Source organism: Pseudomonas sp. BN414 (assembly GCF_029871275.1).
GTDB classification, from domain to species: Bacteria; Pseudomonadota; Gammaproteobacteria; order Pseudomonadales; family Pseudomonadaceae; genus Metapseudomonas; species Metapseudomonas resinovorans_C.
Window position 1 is genome coordinate 19,440 of the sequence record NZ_SSOL01000062.1, and the last position, 17,252, is coordinate 36,691.

At 64.5% G+C, this 17,252-nt stretch carries 13 protein-coding genes; 6 read left to right on the forward strand and 7 right to left on the reverse strand.

The window, feature by feature from the left end; all coding sequences use genetic code 11:
* Window positions 1-47: 47 nt before the first annotated feature.
* From E8E95_RS12195 to E8E95_RS12210, 4 genes are all read left to right on the forward strand, one after another.
* Window positions 48-1,778 (forward strand): autotransporter assembly complex family protein, encoded by a 1,731-nt coding sequence (locus tag E8E95_RS12195; protein ID WP_280350400.1) that lies wholly within the window; start codon window positions 48-50, stop codon window positions 1,776-1,778.
* Window positions 1,775-5,419 (forward strand): translocation/assembly module TamB domain-containing protein, encoded by a 3,645-nt coding sequence (locus tag E8E95_RS12200; protein ID WP_280350402.1) that lies wholly within the window; start codon window positions 1,775-1,777, stop codon window positions 5,417-5,419. The genes E8E95_RS12195 and E8E95_RS12200 overlap by 4 nt, the downstream gene beginning before the upstream one ends.
* A 309-nt stretch (window positions 5,420-5,728) precedes the next feature.
* A complete protein-coding gene (locus E8E95_RS12205) occupies window positions 5,729-6,331 on the forward strand; it encodes an acyl-CoA dehydrogenase family protein (RefSeq protein ID WP_280350405.1) in 603 nt (200 codons plus the stop codon).
* A gap of 104 nt (window positions 6,332-6,435) precedes the next feature.
* Window positions 6,436-6,843: a PaaI family thioesterase gene (locus E8E95_RS12210; protein WP_280350407.1), complete on the forward strand. Its 408-nt coding sequence runs from the start codon at window positions 6,436-6,438 to the stop codon at window positions 6,841-6,843.
* A gap of 31 nt (window positions 6,844-6,874) precedes the next feature.
* Here E8E95_RS12210 and E8E95_RS12215 read toward each other — a convergent pair whose 3' ends face one another.
* Window positions 6,875-7,918 (reverse strand): AraC family transcriptional regulator, encoded by a 1,044-nt coding sequence (locus E8E95_RS12215; protein ID WP_280350410.1) that lies wholly within the window; start codon window positions 7,916-7,918, stop codon window positions 6,875-6,877.
* Between the two features lie 260 nt (window positions 7,919-8,178).
* Here E8E95_RS12215 and E8E95_RS12220 point away from each other — a divergent pair, with 260 nt between their 5' ends.
* A complete protein-coding gene (locus E8E95_RS12220; protein ID WP_280350412.1) occupies window positions 8,179-9,129 on the forward strand; it encodes a transporter in 951 nt (316 codons plus the stop codon).
* Window positions 9,130-9,270: 141 nt separating this feature from the next.
* Here the strand turns inward: E8E95_RS12220 and E8E95_RS12225 are convergent, their stop codons facing one another.
* The 4 genes from E8E95_RS12225 to E8E95_RS12240 form a co-directional block, all read right to left on the reverse strand.
* The gene (locus E8E95_RS12225) at window positions 9,271-10,479 is read right to left on the reverse strand and encodes a DSD1 family PLP-dependent enzyme (protein WP_280350549.1); all 1,209 of its coding nucleotides are present in this window, start codon (window positions 10,477-10,479) and stop codon (window positions 9,271-9,273) included.
* 84 nt (window positions 10,480-10,563) lie between these two features.
* A complete protein-coding gene (locus tag E8E95_RS12230; RefSeq protein ID WP_280350551.1) occupies window positions 10,564-11,874 on the reverse strand; it encodes a D-arabinono-1,4-lactone oxidase in 1,311 nt (436 codons plus the stop codon).
* A gap of 99 nt (window positions 11,875-11,973) precedes the next feature.
* Window positions 11,974-12,345 (reverse strand): cytochrome c5 family protein, encoded by a 372-nt coding sequence (locus E8E95_RS12235; protein WP_280350413.1) that lies wholly within the window; start codon window positions 12,343-12,345, stop codon window positions 11,974-11,976.
* A 239-nt stretch (window positions 12,346-12,584) separates the two neighbouring features.
* Window positions 12,585-13,229 carry a hypothetical protein gene (locus E8E95_RS12240; RefSeq protein WP_280350415.1) on the reverse strand — a complete coding sequence of 215 codons (645 nt, stop codon included), beginning with the start codon at window positions 13,227-13,229 and terminating at the stop codon, window positions 12,585-12,587.
* Window positions 13,230-13,629: 400 nt separating this feature from the next.
* Here E8E95_RS12240 and tpx point away from each other — a divergent pair, with 400 nt between their 5' ends.
* A complete protein-coding gene (tpx, locus tag E8E95_RS12245; RefSeq protein WP_179059005.1) occupies window positions 13,630-14,127 on the forward strand; it encodes a thiol peroxidase in 498 nt (165 codons plus the stop codon).
* Between the two features lie 263 nt (window positions 14,128-14,390).
* Here the strand turns inward: tpx and E8E95_RS12250 are convergent, their stop codons facing one another.
* Together E8E95_RS12250 and E8E95_RS12255 are read right to left on the reverse strand one after the other, a co-directional pair.
* Window positions 14,391-15,719 (reverse strand): TldD/PmbA family protein, encoded by a 1,329-nt coding sequence (locus E8E95_RS12250; protein WP_280350419.1) that lies wholly within the window; start codon window positions 15,717-15,719, stop codon window positions 14,391-14,393.
* A complete protein-coding gene (locus E8E95_RS12255; RefSeq protein ID WP_280350421.1) occupies window positions 15,719-17,152 on the reverse strand; it encodes a TldD/PmbA family protein in 1,434 nt (477 codons plus the stop codon). Before E8E95_RS12255 ends, E8E95_RS12250 begins: the two co-directional genes overlap by 1 nt.
* Window positions 17,153-17,252 lie beyond the last annotated feature (100 nt).

Sequence of the window (17,252 nt, forward strand, 5' to 3'; positions counted from 1 at the left end):
TGCATTTCCGACAGAAAGGGCGAAAGGCCGTGGTAGGATTTCGCCCCATGAATTTCTGCCAAGGATTGCGCGGGCCGCTGCTGTTGGTCCTGCTCTGCACAAGCACTCTGGCGCTGGCCAAGGCCAGGCTGGACGTGAAAGTCGAACCTGCCAATGCGCCGTTGAAGGCCAATATCGAGGCCTACATCGGCGCCCTTGGCGACCGCAAGGAAGAAGACCTGCGACGGTTCCGGCGTTCGGCCGAGGAGCAGGCGCGCCAGGCCGCCCAGGCGCTCGGTTATTACCAGGCCGAGATCGACAGCCGTGTCGAAGGTGGCAAGGACCCCGCCCTGCATCTGCTGGTGGTGCCCGGTGAGCCGGTGCGCCTGCGCAACGTCGTGGTGCGGATCGAAGGCGAGGCCAGCGCGCTGAAGGTGTTTCGCGCTCCCGAGAGCAAGGCGCTGAAGGCGGGTGCACAACTCAACCATGGCGCCTACGAGGACGCCAAGAAGCTGATCCAGAACCAGGGTTTGCGCTACGGCTTCTTCGATGGACGTTTCAAGAGCCAGCGACTGGATATCGACCCGCGCGCCGGAGTCGCCGATATCGAACTGGTCTATGACAGTGGTCCGCGCTATAGCCTGGGCGCTGTCAGCTTTGACGGCGATACCCCCTTCGACGCCGACCTGCTCGCACGCCTGGTGCCATTCCGGGCCAACACGCCCTACGACTCCGACCAGGTCGCCAAACTCAGCCAGAACCTGCAGGCCAGCGGCTACTTCGACGAAGTGCGGGTGGATGCCAGCCCGGTGAAAGGCGCCGGCCAGGTGATACCGGTCAAGGTGAAACTGACAGCGGTGAAGCCGCGCACCGTTGGCCTGGGTGTCGGTTTCTCCACCGACGTTGGCCCTCGCGCCCGTGCCAATTGGACTCGCCACTGGATCAACCGGCAGGGTCATCGCCTCGGGGCAGAGACGGAAGTGTCGCCGGTGCGGCAGAACGTCGGCGCCTGGTACGAGATTCCCCTCGACCCGCCACTGACCGACACACTGCGTTTCTCGACCGGCCTGCAGCGGGAGAACCTGGTGGACGTGGATAGCCGTCGCTTCACCATCGGCGGGCAGTGGCAGTCCAAATTGCCCAGTGACTGGCAACGGGTGGTTTCCCTGCGCTGGGAGCAGGAAGCCTTCGACTTCGGCGATGGCAGCGATGATGGGCGCAGCAGCTTCCTCATCCCCGGTATCAGCTACGGCGTGACCCGCGGTGACAACAAGCTCGACCCCAATCGTGGCTATTCGCTGCAATTTGACGTACGCGGCGCCAAGGAGGGCATCCTCTCCGACACCGACTTCACCTATGCCAGCGCCATGGCCAAGGGACTCTACACCTTGCCCGGCGGCCACCGGGTGCTGGGCCGGGTACAGGCCGGTGGCATCGCCACCACTGATTTCGACGCCATCCCGCCGTCCCTGCGTTTCTTCGCCGGTGGCGACCAGAGTGTGCGCGGCTACGACTACCAGACCCTTTCGCCGGAAGACAGCAACGGCAACAAGGTTGGCGGCCGCTACCTGCTGGTGGGCAGTGCCGAGTACCAGTACCCGGTCGCCGAGAAGTGGCGTGTGGCGGCGTTCGTCGACCGTGGTAACGCAATGGACTCCCTGAGCGCGGCGATGAAGACCGGCGCTGGCATCGGCGTGCGTTGGGTTTCTCCGGTGGGACCGATCCGCCTCGACCTGGCCAAGGCCCTGGATGATCCGGGCGGCTACCGTATCCACTTCTCCATGGGGCCTGAATTGTGAGGCGCGGGGTGAAGTACGGCTTCGCGGGACTGGCGCTCGTCCTGGCAGCGGTGGTGGCGATCCCGGCAGCCCTGCTGTTCACCGAGGCCGGTGGGCGCTGGGTGCTTGGTCATGTGCCGGGACTGGAAGTGGACGACTTCAGCGGGACCCTGGGTGGGCGCTGGAGCGCTACCCGGCTGTCCTGGCAGCAGGACGGTACCGCCCTGGAACTGCAAGCGCCACTGCTGGACTGGTCTCCCGCCTGCCTGCTGCGTCGTACTCTCTGCATCAATGAACTGGCCAGCGACAGCATCCGCCTCGATCTGCCGCCCTCCCAGGATGAAAGCAGCAGCGCCATCAGCCTGCCGGAGCTGCGATTCCCGTTGGCGCTGGAGATCGGCCAGGTGCGCATCGGCCGCTTCCTGCTCGACGGCAATGACCAGCTCCAGCAGCTGGAGCTGGTGGCGCGGTGGCAGGTGGATGGCCTGCACCTCGAACGTCTCAAGCTGCGCCGCGATGACCTGGCCCTGGAACTCCAGGGCACGCTTCACCCCGAGGGGAACTGGCCGCTGGCCCTGCAGGGCAGCCTGCAATTACCCGCACCGGGAGAGACCCCCTGGAAACTGGCGTTGAAGGCAGACGGCGACCTGCAGGGAACGCTCAAGCTCCAGGCCGAGAGCAGTGGCTATCTCAACGGCCGCCTCGACGGCGAATTGCGTCCCCTGGCGGAGAACCTGCCGGCCAGCGCGACCTTGCGGGCCGATGGTTTCAAGGCCAGCGCGGACCTGCCGGACACCCTGACTCTCAATCAGGTAGTCCTCAACGCAAAAGGTGACCTCAAGGCCGGCTATGCCGTGCAGGGCAAGGCCAGACTGCCGGGCGAAGGCGGAGCCGTAGCGCTGGACCTGGCAGGGCGGGTCGATGCCAAGGGCGCGGATATCCAACAGCTCCTGCTCACCGGCGATCCCCAGCAGACCTTGGCACTGCAGGGGCGTGTCGACTGGCAGCAGGAACTGGCCGTCGACAGTCGCCTGCAATGGCGCGAGTTCCCCTGGCAGCGGCTGTTCCCCCAGGAGCAACCACCTCCCGTGGACATGCAGCAGCTCGACGCCGAGATGCGTTACGCCGCGTCGCGCTACGAAGGCAGGTTCGATGCGCGCTTCAAGGGTCCGGCGGGCGACTTCAGCCTCGGCAGCCCGGTGGCCGGTGACCTCGCCAGCGTCACCCTGTCGGACCTGCTGCTCAAGGCCGGACAGGGCAGGGCGCAAGGCCAGGTGAAAGTCGATTTCGCCAATGGCGTGGGCTGGGACAGCCAACTTTCCCTGAGCGAGCTGGATCCGTCCTACTGGCTGGCGGAACTGCCCGGTAAGCTGGCTGGCAAGTTGCAGTCCAGGGGCGCATGGCGCGACCAGCGCCTGGAGCTGAATGCCGATCTGGATCTCAGTGGTCAGCTGCGTGGCCAGCCGGCCGTACTCCAGGCCAAGGCCGAAGGTGCCGGCGAGCGCTGGTTGCTCAATGCCCTTCAGGTTCGCCTGGGAGAAAACCGGATCGAAGGGCAGGGTCAGTTGGACCAGAAGCTCAGCGGCCACCTCGACCTCGCCCTGAATCGCCTCGGGCAGCTCTGGCCGAAACTCTTCGGCAAGGTCCAGGGGCGGCTCGATCTCGCCGGCACGCTGCAGGCCCCGCAGGGCAAGCTTGCGCTGACCGGGGAACGGATGGGGCAGGGTGACAATCGCCTCGACACGCTCAAGCTGGATGCCCAACTGGACGCCGCCCAGCGTGGCCGCGTGCAGTTACGGGTGGATGGCCTCGCTTCCGGCGACAACGAGTTCGGCACCCTGACCGCCGAAGGTTCCGGCGACCGGGTGCGCCAGCAGCTGGAAATGAACCTCAAGGGGCCGATGCTCGATCTGCTGCTGGCCCTGGATGGCAAGCTGGATGGCGGCAACTGGCGCGGCCAACTGGCGCGGGGTGAGGTCCAGGCCGGTGGCCAGGATTGGCGCCTGGAGGCGCCCGCGCGGTTGGAGCGGCTGGCCGATGGCAAGCTGAACTTCGGCGCGCATTGCTGGCGCTCGGGCCCGGCGAGTCTCTGCGGCGGAGAGCAGCGCCTGATGCCTGAGCCGAAACTGGACTACCGCCTGCGCGACTTCCCCCTGGCCAGCCTTGCGCGCTGGTTGCCGGACGACTTCGCCTGGCAGGGCCAGCTCAACGCCGACCTCAAGCTCGACTTGCCCGCCAGCGGTCCCAACGGCCAGATCACCCTGGATGCGGGCAGCGGCGTGCTGCGTCTGAAGGAAGATGATCGCTGGGTGGATTTCCCCTATCAGCGCCTGCTGCTGGATAGCACTTTGCGTCCGCAGCGCATCGACAGCCAGTTGAGCTTCCAGGGCCAGGGCCTCGGTGAACTGCAACTGGACGCACGAATCGATCCGCGCCCGGCGAACAAACCGCTGTCCGGACAGTTCCGCCTGAACGGATTGGACCTTGCCGTGCTGCGGCCCTTCGTGCCCAAGGTGGAAACCCTTGAAGGGCGCCTGCAAGGCGCCGGCAGTCTGAGCGGCACCCTGCAGGCCCCTTATGTCTTGGGCAATCTGCGCCTGACTGATGGCCGGATTGGTGGCGGCGACTTGCCCATGAGCTTCGACGCGCTGGGCCTGGATGCCCGTATCGCCGGCGAGCGCATGGAGCTGAGCGGGCAATGGCGAAGCGGCGAACAGGGACAGGGCAGCCTGTCTGGCAGCGTGGCCTGGACTCAAGGCCTGGATCTCGACCTTGCGTTGCGCGGTACCCGCCTGCCCCTGGTGGTGGAGCCCTATGCGAATCTGGAAGTGGAGCCGGACCTGAACATCGGACTGGCCGGCGATCGTCTGTCCGTGGGCGGCAAGGTGCTGGTACCGCGCGGTAAGATCAAGGTCCGCGAGCTGCCGCCACAAGCGGTCAAGGTATCCCCGGATGCCCGCGTGGTCGGTGAGCAGGACGCTGAGCAACAGCCGTTGAAGATGGCCATGAACGTGGACGTGGAAGTCGGCCGGGAACGCCTGCAGTTCACCGGCTTCGGCCTGACTGCGGACCTCCAGGGCCATCTCAAGGTCGGCGACAACCTCACCGGCAATGGCGAGCTGGTGCTGAAGAACGGTCGTTATCGGGCTTACGGTCAGCGCCTCGACCTGCGCCGGGCGCGTCTGCTGTTCGCCGGCCCGCTGGATCAGCCCTATCTGGATGTGGAAGCCGTCCGCGTCGTGGGCGACGTCACCGCAGGTGTGCGCCTGAATGGCCGTGCCGACGAACCCGCCACCGAAGTGTTTTCCAATCCAGCCATGAGCCAGGAGCAGGCGCTGTCCTACCTGATTCTCGGCCGGCCGATGAACACCAGCGAAGGCGATGGCAATGCCGTGGGCCGCGCGGCGTTGGCCATGGGACTTTCCGGTAGTGCGCCGCTGACCAGCGAACTGGCCCAGCGCCTTGGCCTCAAGGATCTGCAACTCGATGATGACGGCGCCGTAGGGCAGATCACCGATCGCCTGAGTGTCCGCTACGGGCTCGGGGTGGTGGATTCCACCAGCGTGGTGGCGCTGCGCTACGAACTGACCAAGCGTCTCTACCTCGAAGCCGCGAGCGGCCTGGCCAGCTCCCTGGACCTCTTCTACAAGCGGGATTTCTAAGGGCGCCTTGTGGGAGATGCCATTTCAATCAGTTCGTAGGATGTGGTGGAGCGAAGCGATACCCATCGGTTCCAACGAACAGCATGGGTATCGCTTCGCTCAACCCATCCTACATTGCTGCCATGTAGCGAATTCATTCGCGAACGGGCCGCGAGCATTCGCGTAGGGTGCGCCGTGCACACCGGCGGTTTGACGTGGTGTCGAAGCCGAACCCGTCCATCACCTGCTCTTCAAGCTTTGCTCTTCCCACCAATCCCAGGCCCTGTGTGCTCCACGGGCAGTCCTGCCTGCCACGAAAGAAAGCCCGGCGTGCGGATCGGCAAGCCCGACCGGAAAATGGGAAACCGTGGGCAACTGACCGCCGATGTGCATTTCAACGACGTGGAGGTTCCGGTCGAGCGGCGGATCGGTGAGCCCAATCAAGGGTTGCGACTGGCCCTGGCGACCCTGACCTTCGGGCGGATTGGCATTGCCGCGACCGGTGTCGGCATGGCGCAATCGGCGTTCGACCATTCGACGGCGCATCTCGTTAGCCGGGAGGCGTTCGGCAAGAAGCTCGGTGCGTTCCAGCATTGGCAGTTCCGCATGGCCGAGCGCGCAACGCAGATCGAGAACGCGCGCAACCTCTACATCAAGGCCGCCTTGCGGATGGACCAGGGCGCCGAGTTTCCTGAGCCGGAAGCGGGAATGGCCAAGTTCTACGCCACCGAGGCGGCCGGGGACATGGCGCGCGATGGCGTGCAGATCTTCGGCGGCTATGGCTTCTTGCGGGAGCTTTCCGAAGACGGCAGCCACTACAAGGTGGAAGAGATCTACCGGGACAACAAGATCAGCGAGATCTACGAAGGCACCAACGAGATCCAGCGCATGGTCATTGCACGGCAGATCTTCGGGAAGGAGCTAGTGGGCTAGTCCCCGAGGAAGCGGTTGGCACTCTGTTTCGCGAGGTGCGGAGTGCCGACAACCTGTGCTATCTGCGTGCTCCAGTTGTTTTGAATTCCAGAGAAGCGAAGAAAATGACCAGACTCCGCAGTGATGCATCCATCGAGCAACTCAATCGCCTTGGCCACGACTGTCTTCCCGGTTTGTTCGGCGTGGAAATGACTGAGCTGGCCGAGGGCGCGATGAACAGTCGAATGACGATCCAGCCCGCGCATCTCGCACCGAATGGCTATCTGCACGCCGCAACCATCGTCGCCCTCGCCGACACGACCTGCGGCTACGCCACCATGGCTCATCTACCGGACGGCGCGCTTTCTTTCACCACCATCGAGCTGAAGAGCAATCATCTGGGCACTGCGAGGCAGGGCGCTCTGCGTTGTGAGGCGCGCGCGCAGCACCTCGGGAGAACCACTCAGGTCTGGGATGCGGTGGTGACGGACGAAGCCTCCGGTCAGAAGCTTGCCTTATTCCGTTGTACCTAGATGGTGCTTTGGCCGAAGCCTTGAACGCGGCTCAGTTGGCCGAGGTCACTCCCTCATCGCGGCAGGCCGAAGGACTTAGCCCGGTCCAGCGCTTGAAGGCCCGGCGGAAGCCTCGCACGTCGCTGTAGCCGAGCTCTTCGGCAATTCGCTCGATGGGCATTTCCGGGTTGTTCAGCAGGCTCAGGGCGCGTGCCCTGCGTACCTGCTCCAGCAAGGCGTCGAAGGTCACGGCGTGCTCGGCCAGTCGTCGGCGCAGGGTGCGGCTGCTCATGTTGAGGTCGCCGGCGACTTTCTCGATCTGGCTGCCATGGGGCAGGTCGCGGGTGATGGCGCGTTCCACGGTCTGCAGCAGGTCTATCTTCTGCTGCACCTGGGCGCTTTCCAGTTCCAGCAGGTTGAGCGCCTGGCGCAGGGCGACCGGCTGGTGAGTGGGCAGCTGCGTGTCAAGCCAATGGCTGGCGATCACCATGCGGTTGTGCAGGCAGCCGAAATGCACGTTCGGCCCCAGCAGGCGGCGGTACTCGGCTTCGTAGGTCGGGGCGGCGTGGGTGAACTCGAAGCGCAGGGGCTGGAAGTCTGCACTGATCAGCGCGCGGTTGTAGACCATTACGCTGGCGAAGAACTCCTCCACTGCGAATACCTGGACGCCGGCGTAAGGCAGCCGGCATTCCACCTCGAGGAAACTCTCCTCGGCGCCTTCCTGCAGGCTGGACACCGCCATGCCGCCGGACGTGTGCTGGAAGCGCACACCGATCTCGAAGGCATCGCGCAGGGTCCTGCACAGGGACAGCACATGGCCGAGCAGGCCAAGGGTTCCGAGCACGTTCTGGTGCCCGACCCAGAGCCCGAGCCCCCGGTCGGGGAGCGCCGTGAGCGCGCGCTGGATCATCGTTGTCGCCTGCCGGTAGGAGATGCGTTGGGCAGGGTCCTGCAGGTCGTCCGGGGTGAACCCCAGGCCCCGACACAGGCGCTCGCTGCTGACACCTTTGTCGCTCGCGACTTCCGCCAGGGTTTGCAGCAGGAAGGGCGAAACCAGGGCCAGTTCGAATTGGGAGTCGATGGTTTTCATGGGCATGGAGAGCTGCTCCCGAGCTGGGGCGCCTTCGGTTCTTGTTCTGGATTGCAGTGTGCAGCCTGGGCGCGGCGGCGGAGCCATCTTATCGCGTTCGTGGGCGGATCATGGGTGGATGTAACAAAAGATTGCGGCTTGTCCCCGAAAGCCCCCCTGATTGGCCGGCAATGCCCTGCATCGTCTGGCGTTGAGCGCTTATTTCTATGCTGTGCCCGGGGCCATGCCCGGGGTGTTGTCCGCCAACAATAAGAATGAGCCCAATCATGAACCCGATCCGTGTTCCCCAGCTGTCGTTGCTGGCAGCTTCCCTCGCCATTGCGTCGTCCCTCGCGCTACCGGCCCACGCCACCGAAAACGGTGTCGACAACATCGGCCCCGGCACCGACGGCTTCTTCGTCCTGCCGCTGGACGTGAACAACCTGCCGGACCACATGTTCGCCTTCAACCTCTACTACAACCACTACGAGGCGAAGAAGCTGGACATCAGCTCCCTCGGCGGCAAGGTGCCGGACGTGAAGATCACGTCCGACGCGATCATCCCGCGCCTCGATTACCTGAGCCCGCTGCGGGTCTTCGGCGGCCGCCTGGGTGGCTATGTCGCGCAACCCTACATGCGCCAGCAAGTCTCGCTGTTCAGCCTGGATGACCGCCGTGAGAGCCAGGGCGACACCACGGTCGCACCGATCATCCTCTGGGACATGGGCAAGGACCTGACCCTGGGTGCCGCGCTGGAAATCACACTGCCCACCGGCGACTACGACGCCACGCGCCTGGCCAACACCAGCAACAACTTCTACACCTACAAGCCGCTGGTTTCCGCGACCTGGCTGCCCACCGAACGCACCGAACTGTCAGTCAAGGCCACCTACAGCTTCAACGAGGAAAACCACGACACCGACTACCGCTCCGGGCAGTTGTTCCACTTCGACTATTCCGCCAGCTACCGGGTGACCGACAACCTCAGGCTGGGCCTGAACGGCTACTACCTGAAGCAGACCACCGACGACGAGCAGTTCGGCCGGACCGTGACCTTCATGGGCGAGGACGTCGACGACGGCGTGCGTGGCCAGGTGTTCGCCATCGGCCCGGCCGCGTACCTGACGTTCTTCAAATACGCCAGTTTCGAGATGCGCTGGGCCAAGGAATACGCAGTGGAGAATCGCCCCGAGGGCGAAATGTTCTGGGCCAAGCTGAACCTCCCTTTCACCCTCTGATCATCCCCCGGATATAAAAAACCTCAGGTCGGTGACCTGAGGTTTCTGGTTGAGTGCCGGAAGCCTGGCATCACCAGGCTTCGGCTCTTCGTAGGGTGGGTAGAGCGAAGCGAAACCCGCCATTGGGCGACGGCTCTGGCCTCAGCTGTACACCGGCCAGGTCTCGACGATACGGCCATCGCGCACCGCCAATAGGTCGCCGAACTGCAGCAGCACCGATTCGGACTGGGTCGGTCGCAGGAATACCTGATCCTCCACACCCAGGCCAATGGCGCTGGAGCCGTTGACCATCTCCTGGTTGGAGCTGCGGCCGTAGACGCCGTTGAACCGCAGGCCGCTGGGCGACTCGAGTTCAGCCATCCAGTTGCCGCCGTAGATGAAGTAGGTTTCGCGCTGGTTGGGGTCCCACCAGGAGAACAGCGCCGACTTGCCGTCCAGTGCCGGAATCTTCACGGCCCCGGTGCTCTTGAGCACCGGAGTGGCGATGAAGGCCGCTGGCTGGTGATCCACCAGCGATGGCAGGTCGTAATGGGTTGGCTTGAGCAGCGCCGAACCTACCGACACCTCGCTGCTGGTGCGCTCGTTCTCATGCATGCGGTAGCTCGGGCTGCCGGCGGTGTTGAGCGTCAGGCCCTTCTTCCATAGCGCAGCGTGTTGCGTGCGGGCGTAATCGACGAAGCCGTCGTAGAGCGTCATGACCTTGGAGAAGAGTTCTTCCGGCGAACCGAGGATGCCGGGCACGCCCATGCCGACGAAGGGGTCGTAGCCCATGAAACCGGCGAACTCCAGGTGCTGCGGGTTGGCGCCGATCAAGGTGAGCATTTGCCCCAGGGTTGACTTGTCCTGTACCCCGCCGCGATGCAGCCCGACATCCAGCTCGATGTTGATCCGCAGCCGCGTGTTCAAGCCTTGCGCCAGCGCGAGGTACTGCTGCAGACGCTCGGGCGTGTCGAGTAACCATTGCAGCTGGGTCGTCGGATCGAACGGGCCGCGATGGTTCTGGTAGAACTCCTGCGCCGAACGCACGGGCAGCGGCTTGCCGAGCAGCAGGTCGGCGTCGGGAAATCGCTCGGCATCGTGATTGAGGAACGGCTGGTGGAACGACATCAGCCGGCGGGTGCCGGCGCGTTTGGCGATGTAGTCGAGCAGCTGCGGCGACGGCAGGGACTTCTCCACCAGGCGCAGTGCCTTGCCGGCGCGACGGACCGACTGCATCACCACGTCGATGTTGTGATCCAGCCGGTCGAGGTCGATCAGCATCACCGGCCTCATAGGCCCGAAGGCCTTGAGTTCGCGGTTCAGCCTGGCGAAGTACTCGCTGTACGGGGCGCCCTTGTCGGCCGGTCGCAGCCAGGCGCCAACCCCAGCGAGCAGTACGCCCGCACCGGCCGTAGCGGCGATGAAGTTGCGGCGATTCATGAGGTCTCCTTGTTGTCAGGCCACGCCCAGGATCGATGACAGATGGGCATTGAGGAACTTGCCGTGGGGGTCCAGCTCCCGGCGCACTTCGGTGAACTCTTTCCAGCGCGGATAGAGCGGTTGCAGGCTGCGTGCGTTCAGCGTGTGCAACTTGCCCCAGTGCGGTCGGCCGGCGTACTTCCAGAAGATCGGCTCGATGGCGGCGAAGAAGTTGTGGTAGTCCATGCTGTAGTGCTGGTGCACGGAGATCGAGCAGCTGTCGCGTCCTTCGAACATGCTCAGGGGGATGTCGTCAGCCTTCACGTAGCGGTACTCGATGGGGAACCAGGTGCGCAGGTCCTTGTCGCGGATCAGCTTGAGAATCTCGCGCAGGCAGGCCGGGCCGTGCTCGGCAGGGACCGAGTACTCCATCTCGTTGAAGCGCACGTTGCGCACGTTGGCGTAGATCTCGTAGGACTCGCCGACCCGGTCCTCGAAGCTGGCGAGATGGCGCAGGCTATTGAGCAGCGCCCGGCGGGCGGCGGGAAAGTCGCTGCCGTACTTGTCGAGGCCCTCGATGATGCTGACGAACTCGTTGCCGCCCTCCTCGGCCGGGTCCAGCGGCGGCGTCGCCGGGTCGGTGGTCTCGTTCAGGGCAATGGACAGCGCGTAGTCGGAATGGGTGATCACCAGCATTTCCCAGTGCTGGTTCTCGCGGGTGTTCTTCTCCACGTCTTCAAGCAATTCCTCGGTGCTGGCGATCCATTGCCGCTCGCGCATGCGATAGGCCTCGCGATTCTGCATGCGTATCCGGGTCGCCACGCCAAGGGCGCCGAGGGATACACGTGCGGCGTTGAAGACCTCGGGATTGCGCTGAGCGTCGCAGTCCAGCACGTCGCCGCTGGCGGTCACCAGTTGCATGCCCGTGACAAGGGATGAGTAGGAGCCGAAGCCGACGCCGGTGCCGTGAGTTGACGTGGAGATCGCCCCGGCCAGGGTCTGGTAATCGATGTCGGCCATGTTGCGCAGTGCCTGGCCGACCTCCTTCAGCGCCGGGCCCATCACCGACATCGGCGTACCGGCGGCGAACTCGGCCTGCAGGGTAGCCGCGTCGTGCGCGAGCAGGCCATTGAAGTAGCTGAGCGAGAGCAGGGTCCCGTCGGTGGGCACCAGGGCGCTGAAGGAGTGCGCCGAGCCCACCGGGCGGACCTTGCCCTCGGCCTGGCGGATGATCTGGACCAATTCATCCAGGCTCTTCGGTGCCACTCGCGCCTGCGGCAGGCAGCTCTGCCCGCCGGACCAGTTGCGCCAGGGAATCAGGCGTGGCGCGCGAACCAGCTGCGCCATCACCGGGGTACTGGAAAGTGCGGTGAATGCGCCGGCGACGCCGGCCCGCTGCAGCAGCTGACGTCTGGTGAGGTGTATAGCCATGGGGGGACCTTGTGCTTATTGGACGGGCTGGCCGGACATGAAGGAAATCAGCGCCAGGAACTCTTCTTCCGAGCACTGCATGCACATGCCCATTGGCGGCATGCCGTTGTAGCCGTTGATGCTGTGATCCAGCAGGCTGTCCACCCCCTGGGCGACGCGTGGGCTCCAGGCCGCCACATCACCGGTCTGCGGTGCCCCGGAGGCCGGGTTGGCGTGGCACATCCTGCAGCTGTTGTCGTAGACCTGCGCCAGCGCCTTGTCGGCGGGCGTCAGCGTGGTAGCGGTGTGTGGCGTGGCGGATTCGGGGGCTTCACCGCAGCCGACGAGCCATCCGGCCAGGGCCAGCAAGGCAGCGATGCGGAGTGGCCTCGATCTGGGGTTCTGCATGGCGTTCCTCTCGTGTGCCGTGCCAGCCAGTGGGGCACGGGTTCTTGTTGTGACAGGCAGAGGGAAACACTAAGGCAGGCGCTGTCCGCGCCTGAGGGTATTGGCGGCCAACAAGGGGGGCTTATAAGGCCAGCGCATTGGCTACTGGCTGATTCGATGGGGACGGCGCAAGTCGCCCATATCCCCGGCAAGCCATCATCAGGAAGTCGCTTGTGCACCGAGATATGGACTTCTGTTGGTTAACCGATATGCGTAAGGGAGGTGGACTGCAGCAAATCCATCAGGGCCAGGATGATCAGGGTGGCGACTATGAACCTGGAAATGGCGATGAAGGTGGCCGGTAGCAGGGGCAAGTCGAGCAACCGTCGCAGCAGGGCGATCTGCGAGAACACGTACCAGATGCAAGCGAGGATCGTCAGGACCATCGCCAGCACGACCTGGATACCTGCCAGCAGGTTGGCCGCGATCAGCACGATGGATAGAGGGGAGGCCAGGTAGCACTGGATGTAGAAGGGTTCGCGCAGGGTCGCGCGGCTCACGCGGACGCGCCGCACCCGCAGCATGGCCATGGCGGGCATCAGCGCGTACAGGCCGTAGCTGAGGCTGTGCACCAGCAGCGTCAGCCACTCGCCGGAGATCCACGGCGAAGGTCGATCTGCCATGGCAAAGCCGAGGAGATGGGCGAGGACGATGGAAAGGATCAGCATCAGCGGTGGGCTGAGCATGTCGCTGAAGCGCTGATCAGGCTGCTGCGCGAGTTGTTGCCGGGTATAGAGCGAAATGGCGATGGGGTTGCATAGCACTCGCCAGAGCGTTCGCGGAAAGGAAACGGGCCAGGCCGCGACCTTCCGGAAGAATGCTTCGAGCGATTGCAGGCTGCGCAAGACGACCACCATCCGACAAGCATCTGGAATGGTTGGGAGGTTGCCACGCGGCTCGTTACAGGGGCATCACAGGCAACCTACAACTGATCTGCGCGATGCCTTCGAAGCAGATCCAGTTCACCTGAGCTTAGCCGAGCGATCTCCGGTATTCGTTTTACCGCCAGCAGGGAAGGGCGTGACGTCAAGGGCGATCGCGTCCGCTTGGAAATACGCGGATACCATCGCCCTAAATGCTGGAGTGCGGAAGGTGACGTGGCTGGACGCTCACGATTACCGGGGATGTCGATCGCATCCAGACGGATTTTCCGACGCTGGCTGACTCGAAAGTCAGGACAATCTTCCCGGCTCGTGGTTAACTCAGCGTTTTCCTACAACACCACCTCAAACAAGGATTTTTGCTATGGCTCAAGTAACCCTGAAGGGCAACCCGATCAACGTCGATGGCCAGCTGCCGCAGAAAGGCCAGCAGGCTCCGGCATTCAGCCTGGTCGGCGGCGACCTGGCCGACGTGACCCTGGCCAGCCTGAGCGGCAAGCGCAAGGTGCTGAACATTTTCCCGAGCATCGACACCCCGACCTGCGCCACTTCCGTGCGCAAGTTCAACGTCGAGGCCAGCAAGCTGCCGAACACCGTTGTGCTGTGCATCTCCGCCGACCTGCCGTTCGCCCAGAAGCGCTTCTGCGGCGCCGAAGGCCTGGAGAACGTGGTGAACCTGTCCACCATGCGCGGCGCCAGCTTCCTCAAGGACTACGGTGTTGCTATCGCCAGCGGCCCGCTGGCCGGCATTGCCGCCCGCGCCGTGGTGGTGCTGGACGAGAACGACAACGTGCTGCACAGCGAGCTGGTTGGCGAAATCGCTGACGAGCCGAACTACGCGGCTGCCATCGCTGCCCTGTAAGGCACGCTGGAATGCAGAAGGGAGGCCAATGGCCTCCCTTTTTTGTTCCTCTGATCTGTGGGAGCGAATTCATTCGCGATTGAAATCGCTCCCACAGCTGGAAGGTGCACCTACATCAACTCGACTGACCCATGCTGCTGATTGATGCGTTTCGTTCCTCTACCCATCCTACGGACCGTTCGCACCAGGGGTGAGGCTGATTTGTAGGAGCGAGCTTGCTCGCGAAAAGATCTTGCCCGGGCTATTCGCGAGCAAGCTCGCTCCTACAGGGTCAGCTTCAGGTTTCTAACCAACGCCCCCGGCAGCAGCGCCGACCAGGTCTGACGCTCGCCGTACGTGCTGCTGGAAAGCCGCAACTGGCGCTCCTGGGTCAGCTCTTCCAACTGGTCGCCAAGCAGGTTGAACAGGCTGTCGTCGAAACGCATGGTGTCCACCGGCGCCTGGATCTGGCCGTCTTCCACCCAGAAGGTAGCGAAGCGGGTCATGCCGGTCATGCGTGCGGCAGGCAGGTCGGACCAGTTCAGGTACCAGAGGTTGCCGATGTAGAGACCGTTGCCGAGGCGTTCCAGCACGTTGTCCAGCGGAAGCGTGCCGGCGCCCATCACCAGTGACTGGGTCGCTTCGTTGGCGTCGGCGCAGTTCGCTTGCAGACCATATTCCCGCGCGCTGCGGGGATAGACCAGTTGCCCGGTCAGCTTGCCATCGCGCACCAGGGGCACATCGCTGCGCGGAGCGCCCTCCGGGCCGAAGGCTGGGGCGAGGGCGCCGGCTACCTGTTCGTCCAGGTTGAGCAGGGGGCTCAAGTGGGAGCTGCCATCCTGCAGGCGCTGCAGGGGGCTTTCCTTGTTGGCCAGGGCGCGGGCGGAAAAACCGGTCCAGGAAAGCATACCCAGCACTTCGTCCAGGGCTGCCGGGGCCAGGTAGGCGCGGTAGTCGCCGGGGTGCAGGTGACGTACTGGCCTACCCAGGTACTCCAGTTGCCGGCGGGCATTGTCGAAGCGGTTGGCGAATTCATCGGCATCCCAGCGTGCGCCGGCGTAATCGGCCTTCACCGCCTGGTGATTGGCGTGGAACAGGCTCCAGTCGAAGTTGAAGCAGTGTGCGGTGTGCCAGCCGAAGGCGCCGAAGCTGTTGGCGAATCCCCGGTACAACGGCCCGGCAGCGTAAATGCCCACCAGATCGAGACCGTTGGCCGCTTCGTCGATCCCGGCCAGCACGCTGGCGCAGTCGGGCAGCGCTGCCTCGTCCACCGAACGACGATGCCAGGCGGAACGCTCCAGTTGCAGGTAAGGGTCAGGCTGCAATTGGCAGATCACCAGGCGCAACTGCACGAGACCCTCGGCCAGGTGCTGGCGGTCGCTGTCCAGGTCGCCGGAAAGGGCGATGGCAATCTCCGCGCTGCGGTCGTCGCGGATCAACCGCAGGCGTCCGGTGCCCTGGGCCACATGTCCGGCCTGGCGCACCTGGGCACGGTTGAAGCGGATGAACTCGGACTCCTCGGCGCTGTACCAGAGGCTGAAATCCTCGCCGGCCTGCAAGCTGGCCTTCAGGCTTTCGGCCAGGGCGGTGAAGCGGGATTCTGCGTCGGCCATCACTGGACTCCTCCAAAGACTTCCACTTGTCTGAAGACGCATGCGGGCGAGGCGTGGCCCACGCGCACCACCTGGTTGGGCTCGCCTTTGCCGCAGTAGGGCGTGCCATGGATCTCGAAGGTAGTGGCATCGCCCACTGCGGCGAGATTGCGCCAGAACTGCGCGGAAATCCCGCGATAGTTTGGGTTTTTCACCACGCCGCGGAGTTCGCCATCCTCGATCAGCCGGCCCCATTCGCAGCCGAACTGGAACTTATTGCGGGCGTCGTCGATGGACCAGGAGCGATTGGTGCTCATCAGCACACCGCGCTCGATGCCGCCGATGAGCTGGGCCAGGCTCTGGTCGCCCGGTTCCAGGTTGAGATTGGCCATGCGGTCGATCGGGGCACGGTTCCAGCTGCTCGCCCGACTGTTCGCCACGCCCGGCAGGCCGCTGCGTTGCTGGGACAGAGCGCCGCCGAGCGGGCGCAGCAGCTTGCCATTCTTGATGAGCATTTCCTTGCGTGCCGGCTGGCCGTCGTCGTCATGGCTGTAACTGGCCAGTTCTTCCGGGATGCCCGGATCGAAGCTGATGTTCAGCAGCGGCGACCCGTACTGATAACGGCCGAAGTCCGAGAGTTCGATGAAGCTGGTGCCGGCGTAGTTGCGTTCGTCGCCGAGGATGCGGTCCAGCTCCAGCGGGTGGCCGATGGATTCGTGGATCTGCAGCATCATCTGGTCCGGCATCAGCAGGAGGTCGGTGGTTCCGCTGGGAGTGTTGGGCGCCATCAGCAGTTGCAGGGCCTCGTCCGCCACGCGCGCGGCGGCGCCGCCGAAGCCCAACCGCTGCAGCACCTCGGTGCCGCCCTGCTGGCCGCTGCCGTAGCCGCCGAAGCTGCGGGTCTGGCTGTCGCTGCCGTCGAAGGCGGTGACGCTGATGCCGGGGTAGGTGAAGCGCAGGTCCTGCCATTGCTCGGCGCCGGCGCTGTTGAGGTAGAGCTGCTCGTGGCGCTGGCTGTCGAGGTAGAGGTTCCAGTTGACCAGGCGTGGGTCAGCGGGAATCCGTGCCGATTCTTCGGTCAGCAGTTCCAGGCGTTCGGCGAGGCTGGGGAAGGGCTGCTCCAGTCCTGGGGACCGGTAGTCCGCGCTGCTTGGCGGCGCCGCGAGCCGGCTCTGGTCCACCAGGGCGTAGAGGGCGATCTGCCGGGCCAGCTCCTCGGCCTTGTCCAGGGCACGTTGCAGCCCGGCGGGGCTGAGGTCGGCGGTGGCCGCATAGGCCTCCACGCCGGCGACGCGCACGCTGAGCATCGCCCCCATGTCCAGCCCGAGGGACGGGGGTTCGGCGACGCCACGACGCACCATCGCCTGTTCGGAGCGCTGGCGGACAATGCGCAAGGAATGAACGTCGGCGCGGGTCTTGAGGGCAGCAAAACGCTGCCTGAAACATTCGAACACGGAACTCTCCCTGGCCCGGTGATATCAGTTGTGACCGCAAAAGCAGAGCAATTGCAGGTCATTAAGGATAGTTCGCTGCGTCAGGCCTAGGTAAATAGCC